The 6,609-nt window shown below is 72.3% G+C and carries 5 protein-coding genes; all 5 read right to left on the minus strand.

Annotation, left to right across the window (positions count from 1 at the left end):
• Window positions 1-42 precede the first annotated feature (42 nt).
• The gene (locus tag C1I95_RS30855) at window positions 43-1,407 is read right to left on the minus strand and encodes a glutamine synthetase family protein (RefSeq protein ID WP_111219210.1); all 1,365 of its coding nucleotides are present in this window, start codon (window positions 1,405-1,407) and stop codon (window positions 43-45) included.
• Between the two features lie 325 nt (window positions 1,408-1,732).
• Window positions 1,733-2,233 carry a DUF456 domain-containing protein gene (locus C1I95_RS30860; protein WP_111219211.1) on the minus strand — a complete coding sequence of 167 codons (501 nt, stop codon included), beginning with the start codon at window positions 2,231-2,233 and terminating at the stop codon, window positions 1,733-1,735.
• A 76-nt stretch (window positions 2,234-2,309) separates the two neighbouring features.
• Complete coding sequence (locus tag C1I95_RS30865) at window positions 2,310-4,460, minus strand: putative bifunctional diguanylate cyclase/phosphodiesterase (protein ID WP_111219212.1); 2,151 nt, start codon at window positions 4,458-4,460, stop codon at window positions 2,310-2,312.
• A 4-nt stretch (window positions 4,461-4,464) separates the two neighbouring features.
• The gene (locus C1I95_RS30870; protein WP_111219213.1) at window positions 4,465-5,283 is read right to left on the minus strand and encodes an SAM-dependent methyltransferase; all 819 of its coding nucleotides are present in this window, start codon (window positions 5,281-5,283) and stop codon (window positions 4,465-4,467) included.
• A gap of 119 nt (window positions 5,284-5,402) precedes the next feature.
• Window positions 5,403-6,605: a 3-oxoadipyl-CoA thiolase gene (pcaF, locus tag C1I95_RS30875; RefSeq protein WP_111219223.1), complete on the minus strand. Its 1,203-nt coding sequence runs from the start codon at window positions 6,603-6,605 to the stop codon at window positions 5,403-5,405.
• Window positions 6,606-6,609 lie beyond the last annotated feature (4 nt).

Here is a 6,609-nt window from a genome sequence, read left to right on the forward strand (position 1 = left end):
CCTCACCCACGCCCGCTCCCTCCCCCTACCCGGTGGGGCGAGTCAGAGGCGTTCGAAGCCACGGGTCAGTTCCCAGTCGGTTACGGCGGCGTCGAAGGCGGCCAGCTCGACGCGGGCCATGTTGGCGTAATGGGCGACCACGTCATCGCCGAAGGCGTCCCGGGCCACCTCGGAGGACTGCCAGAGGGGCAGGGCGTCGCGGAGGGTGCTGGGGACGCGCTCGGCCGTCGCGTCGTCGTAGGCGTTGCCGGCGCACTCCTCGCCCAGCTCCAACTCCCGTTCGATGCCGTGCACCGCGCCCGCCACCAGGGCCGCGATCGCCAGGTACGGATTGACGTCCGCACCCGGCACCCGGTTCTCCACCCGCATTCCCTGGCCGTGCCCGACCACCCGCAGCGCGCAGGTGCGGTTGTCGGTGCCCCAGCGCAGCGCGGTCGGCGCGAACGAGCCGGGCTGGTAGCGCTTGTACGAGTTGACGTTCGGCGCGGAGAAAAGGCTCAGCTCCCGCATCGTGGCGAGCAGTCCGGCGAGCACCCGCTGCCCGGTGACGCTCAGCCGCGCCGGGCCGTCCCCGAGCATCGCCGAACCGCCGGAGGCGTCGCGCAGCGAGAAGTGGATATGGCAGGAGTTGCCCTCCCGGGCGTTCGGCTTGGCCATGAAGGTGATCGACATGCCCTGCTGGGCGGCGATCTCCTTCGCCCCGTTCTTGTAGATCACGTGGTGGTCGGCGCAGGTCACCGCCGCGTCGTAGCGGAAAGCGATCTCGTGCTGGCCGAGGTTGCACTCCCCCTTGGCGCTCTCCGGGGTCAGCCCCGCCCCGGCCATCTCGGTGCGGATGCGGCGCAACAGCGGCTCCACCCGGGCGGTGCCGAGCAGCGAGTAGTCCACGTTGTACTGGTTGGCCGGGGTCAGGTCGCGGTAGCCGCGCTGCCACGCCTGCTCGTACGTGTCGCGGAACAGGACGAACTCCAACTCGGTGCCGGCGTACGCGGTCAGCCCGTGCGCGGCCAGCCGGTCCAGTTGGCGGCGGAGGATCTGCCGGGGCGAGGCGGGCACCGGGCCGGAGCCGTCCAACCACTCCAGGTCGGCCAGAAGCAGGGCCGTGCCGGGCTGCCACGGCACCCGGCGCAGGGTGTCGAAGTCCGGCTTCATCGCGAGGTCGCCGTAGCCCCGCGACCAGCTGGACATCTCGTACCCGTCGACGGTGTTCATGTCGACGTCGACGGCGAGCAGGTAGTCACACCCCTCGCTGCCGTGCGCGACGACCTGGTCGAGGAAGTACGGGGCGTGGAACCGCTTGCCCTGCAACCGGCCCTGCATGTCGACCAGGGCCAGCGCCACCGTGTCGATCTCGCCATCGGCGACGGCCACCCGTAGCTGTTCCAGTGTGAGCGGCGCTCTCCTCATGGGCAGCCTCCATCACCAAGGTCTACTGGCATCACCGAACCCCGTCAACGCCCAAGATGCAAGGAAGGGCCCCTTGTTAACGCCTGGAGTAGTAAAGGGGCCCCCTCTTAACATGCACCGGCGGCCGGGTGGGTAATTGCCTTGCCCGGCAGGTGTGCGAAGACGCATCCTGGGGGCGTGACCTGGTCCGGAACGGACCACAGCCCGGGCCCTCGGACCGGCCCGGCAGCCGCGGCGGCGCGGGGCACGTCACCTCTCTCTCACGGGTATGGCGATCCGTCGTACCCAGACTCCTGCCCCGCGCCGCCCGGCGATGCGCCGGCGATCAGGTGAGCGCCAGGCCGGCCACCCAGAGCGCGCCGATCACCACCCCGGCGAGGAACTCGACCAGCATCGCCAGCCCGGCCGCCGCGACCGCCTGCTTCGTCGCCGGCCAAGCCAGCCGGGTGTCACCCAGCCGCAGCCGTTCCATCGCGAAGATGCCGCCGACGAAACCGATCACCAACCCGACCACCGGGATGACGAAGAAGCCGACCAGGCCCAGCACCCCGCCGGCCAGCAGCGAGGACGTGGGCACCCCGGCCCGCTTGAGGTTGCGTCCGGGCCAGGCGTACTTGACCACGGTGCCGCCGACGGCGACCAGGGTGGCCGCGGCGAGCACCAGCCAGCCGCCGGCCCCGGCCCCGCCGAACAGCGCCCACACCAGTACGCCGCCCCAGCACAGCGGCAACGCCGGCAGGCCGGGCACCACCACGCCGGCAAGCCCGGCGAGGATGGCCAACGCGGCGATCACCGACACCACGGCGCCGGTCTCTGTCAGGCTCACGTCGGCTCCCCATCCGATCGTTTCGTCTGTTAAGAAGGGGCCCTTCCGCTACCGCAGGCGTTAAAGGTGCCCTTCCTTACATGCCATGTAGGCGGTTGACGATTGTGTCGGCCGGCTCTGGTGGGCCGAACAGCCGGCCCTGCGCGGTGTCGCAGCGCAGTGCCCGGAGCCGCTCGGCCTGCGCCTCGGTCTCCACCGCTTCGGCGGTCACCCAGAGTTCCAGCGCGTGCGCCAGCCGCACCAGGGCGTCCACGATCCGCTCGTCGCGATGGTCGGCGGTGTCCGGCTCGTCGCCCCGGATGCCCTCGACGAACGGCGCGGCCAGCTTCAGGCAGGTGATCGGCAGCCGCCGCAGGTACGCCAGGTTGGAGTATCCGGTGCCGAAGTCGTCGATGGCCAGCCGTACGCCCAGCGCGGCCAGTCGGTGCAGCGTCCGCAGCGGCTCTTCGGCGGAGCCCATCACCGCGCTCTCGGTCAACTCCAGTTGCAGCAGCTCCGCCGGCAGTCCGCTGGTGGCCAGGGCGTCGGCCACGGTGTCCACGATCGCCGGGGCGTCGGCCTGGCGGGCCGCCAGGTTGACGCTCACCACCAGCCGCGCCTCGGGAAACTCGATGTGCCACCGCCGGGCGTCCTGACATGCCTGCCGCAGCACCCATTCGCCGAGCCGCACGATCAGGCCGGTCTCCTCGGCGAGCCCGATGAACTGGTCCGGGCCGATCAGCCCCAGCTCCGGGTGCCGCCACCGGACCAGCGCCTCGACGGCCAGCATCCGGCCGTCCAGCAGGGACACGATCGGCTGGTAGTGCAGCACGAACTCGCCCCGGTCCAACGCCACCGGCAGCCCGGCGACCAGGGCCGACCGGGCGATGTCACGGGCACTGCGCTCCGGGTCGTAGACCGCCCACCGGCCCCGACCGTCGGCCTTGGCCCAGTACAGGGTGGTGTCGGCGGCCTTCATCAACGCCGAAACGCTGGTGCCGGTCAGGTCCGAGTCGACGATGCCGACGCTGGCCGAAACCACGAGCTGCTGGTCGCCGACGCGCACCGGCGCGGAGACGGCGGCCAGCGCCAGCTCGGCCACGGCTATCACGTCGTCCACCCCGCCGCCGTCGACCACGATCACGAACTCGTCGCCGCCCATCCGGGCGACCAGGTAACCCTGCTCGGCCACACAGTCGGCCAGCCGCCGGGCGATCGTCACCAGCAGCCGGTCGCCGAGGTCGTGGCCGAGGCCGTCGTTGATCGCCTTGAACCCGTCGAGGTCGAGGAAGCAGACGCCGACCCGGCCCGGCGGCACCGTCGAGTCGACCAGCCGACCCAGCGTCTCGAAGAACAGCGTGCGGTTGGGCAGGCCGGTGAGCGGGTCGTGCAGCGCCTGGAAGCGCAGCCGCTGCTGGAGTTCGTACCGCTCGGTGATGTCCTCGACCACCGCGACGGTGAACCGGGGCCGGCCGTCGTCGTACCGGATCAGGGAGACCGCCAGGTCCGTCCAGACGGTGCTGCCGTCCTTGCGGTAGTAGCGCTTCTCGACCCGGGCGATGTCGTGCTTACCCTCGACCAGTTCCTGGTACAGCTCCCACATCCCGGCCGCGTCGTCCGCATGGAACAGCGCGGCGACGTTGGTCCGGCGCAGTTCCTCGATCTGGTAGCCGAGCATGTCGGCGAACGACTGGTTGACGTCGATGATCGTTCCGTCGACCCCGGCGATGCCGATGCCGATCGCCGCTCCCCGGAAGACCGCCCGGAACCGGGCCTCGCTGTCGCGCAGCGCCTGCTCGACGGTGTCCCGGGCCTGCCAGGCGGAGCGGGCGATCCGCTCCTGCTGGGTGAAGGTACGGTCGCGCAACGCCCGGGCGAAGCCGGCCGCCAGGGCGCCCTGCATCGCCGCGATCCGCTCGCCGAGCCCGGGTGGGCCGGCCCGTCCGCCGAGCACCTGTGCCGGGAACCGGTCGGCGAGGGAACGCACCGACCAGTCGATCACCCCGGGCTCGGTCAGGTGCGCCTCGACCAGCGCCCGTCCGACCGCCTCCGTGGCCGGCGTCAACGGCTCGCCGGAAAGCAGGACGTGTGCCAACTGGAGCGTGTGCGCCAGCAGCAGCTGCTCGGTCTCGGCCGCGCTCAGCGGCACGAAACCGAGCCGGCGGACGGCCTGGGTCCACTCGGCCGCGTACCGCCGGGCACCGGTCGGGTCGACGGCGTCCCCGCCGAAGGCGCCGACGTCGGCCATCGGGTCAGCCGACGGGCCGGTCGTTCCGGGCGACGCCGCCGAAGGCGCCGAACCGCTCCGGGTTCTCCGCCGCCTCGGACGGCGAGTCGGGGCGCCACAGCTCCATGTGCACCACACCCGGCTCCAGGATCGTCCAGTCGCCGAAGAAGCCGGTGATCTCGGCCCGCGAGCGGAGCGAGATCTCGGTGGCGGTACGCGCCGACAGCCGCTGCGCGTCCAGCATCTCCGGCGGCTGGTCCTCGAAGGTGGAGTGCGAGACGACCAGGTGGCTGCCGGGCGCGGCGGCGGCCCGCAGGGTGGCCAGGAGGTCGGCCGGGCGGTCGGTGTCCGGGACGAAGTGGACCACCCCGGCCAGCAGGATGCCCAGCGGCCGGTCGAAGTCGAGCAGGTCCAGCCGGCGGGCCTCGGCCAGGATCCGCTCCGGGTCGCGCAGGTCGGCGTGGATGACGCCGGTCAGGTCGTTACCGGCCAGCAGCTCCCGGCTGTGCGCCACCGCCACCGGGTCGATGTCGACGTAGACCACCCGGGCCTTCGGGTTGGCCGCCTGGGCGACCTCGTGCACGTTGCCGACGGTGGGGATGCCGGAGCCGATGTCCAGGAACTGGTCGATGCCGGCGTCGAGCAGCGCCCGTACGGCCCGGCGCAGGAACTCCCGCCCGGCCCGCATGGTCGCCGGGAGGTTCGGCGTCATGGCCGCGATCTGTTCGGCCAACTGCCGGTCGATCTCGAAGTTGTGGGCACCGCCCAGGAAGTAGTCGTACACCCGGGCCGCGCTGGGCCGAGAGAGGTCGATCTCGGCGGGAAGTCCGTCCGGCATCTGCACTGGTGCACCCCAAGTCGTCGCCGCGGATCGTGTGACGTCCACCACTCTATGCCCGTCCGTCACCCGAACGGGAGATCCACGACGCTCTTTCCCTGGTCACCCCGGTCGGCGGCAGCCGGTCAGGCCGCCTCCAGCAGCAGGGAGATACCCTGCCCGACGCCGATACACATCGTCGCCAGGGCCCGCCGCCCACCCCGGCGGCGCAGCTCCAACGCGGCGGTGAGCGCGAGCCGGGCGCCGCTGGCACCGAGCGGGTGGCCCAGCGCGATCGCGCCGCCGTTCGGGTTGACGTGCTCGGCGTCCTCGGGCAGCCCCAGTTCCCGCAGCACGGCGACGGACTGGGCGGCGAACGCCTCGTTCAGCTCGATCACGTCGAGGTCGGCCAGGGCCAGCCCCTGCCGGTCGAGCAGCCGGCGGGTCGCCGGCACCGGGCCGATGCCCATGATCCGTGGCGGTACGCCGGCCGCCGCCGCACCGGTGACCCGGGCCAGCGGGGTGAGGCCGTACGCCGCGACCGCCGCCTCCGAGGCGACCAGCAGGGCCACCGCGCCGTCGTTGACGCCGGACGAGTTCCCGGCGGTCACCGTGCCGCCGTCGCGGAACGGCGTGGGCAGCGCGGCCAGCTTCTCCAGGGAGGTCTGCCGGGGGTGCTCGTCGACCTCGACCAGCCGCGTCTCGCGCCGACCGGCCGGCACGGTCACCGGCACGATCTCCTCGGCGAGCCGACCGTCGGCCTGGGCCTTGGCCGCGCGCAACTGCGAGCGGTACGCGAACTCGTCCTGGGCGAGCCGGTCGACGCCGTACTCGGCGGCGACGTTCTCGGCCGTCTCCGGCATCGAGTCGATGCCCCAGCCCCGCTCCATCAGCTTGTTGACCAGCCGCCAGCCGATGGTGGTGTCGTACATCTCGGCGGCCCGGGAGAACGCGGTGGTCGCCTTGGGCATGACGAACGGCGCCCGGCTCATGCTCTCCACCCCACCGGCGACGAGCAGGTCGGCCTCCCCTGCGACGATCGCGCGGGCCGCGATGGCCAGCGCGTCGAGGCCGGAGCCGCAGAGCCGGTTGACGGTGCTGCCGGGCACCTGCTCGGGCAGCCCGCCGAGCAGCGCCGCCATCCGGGCCACGTTGCGGTTGTCCTCGCCGGCCTGGTTGGCGCAACCGAGCACCACGTCGTCGGTACGCGCCCAGTCCACCGACGGGTGGCGGGCGACCAACTCGCGGATGACGTGCGCGGCCAGGTCGTCGGGGCGTACGCCGGCCAGGACGCCGCCGTAGCGGCCGATCGGGGTGCGGACACCGGCCACCAGGTATGCCACGGTCATCGCG

Source organism: Micromonospora craterilacus (assembly GCF_003236315.1).
Classification (GTDB): Bacteria; Actinomycetota; Actinomycetes; order Mycobacteriales; family Micromonosporaceae; genus Micromonospora; species Micromonospora craterilacus.

Coding starts and splice junctions, on each gene's coding strand:
- C1I95_RS30855 (WP_111219210.1), bottom strand. CDS start 1,407: ATGAGGAGAGCGCCGCTCACACTGGAACAGCTACGGGTGGCCGTCGCC.
- C1I95_RS30865 (WP_111219212.1), bottom strand. CDS start 4,460: ATGGCCGACGTCGGCGCCTTCGGCGGGGACGCCGTCGACCCGACCGGT.
- pcaF (WP_111219223.1), bottom strand. CDS start 6,605: ATGACCGTGGCATACCTGGTGGCCGGTGTCCGCACCCCGATCGGCCGC.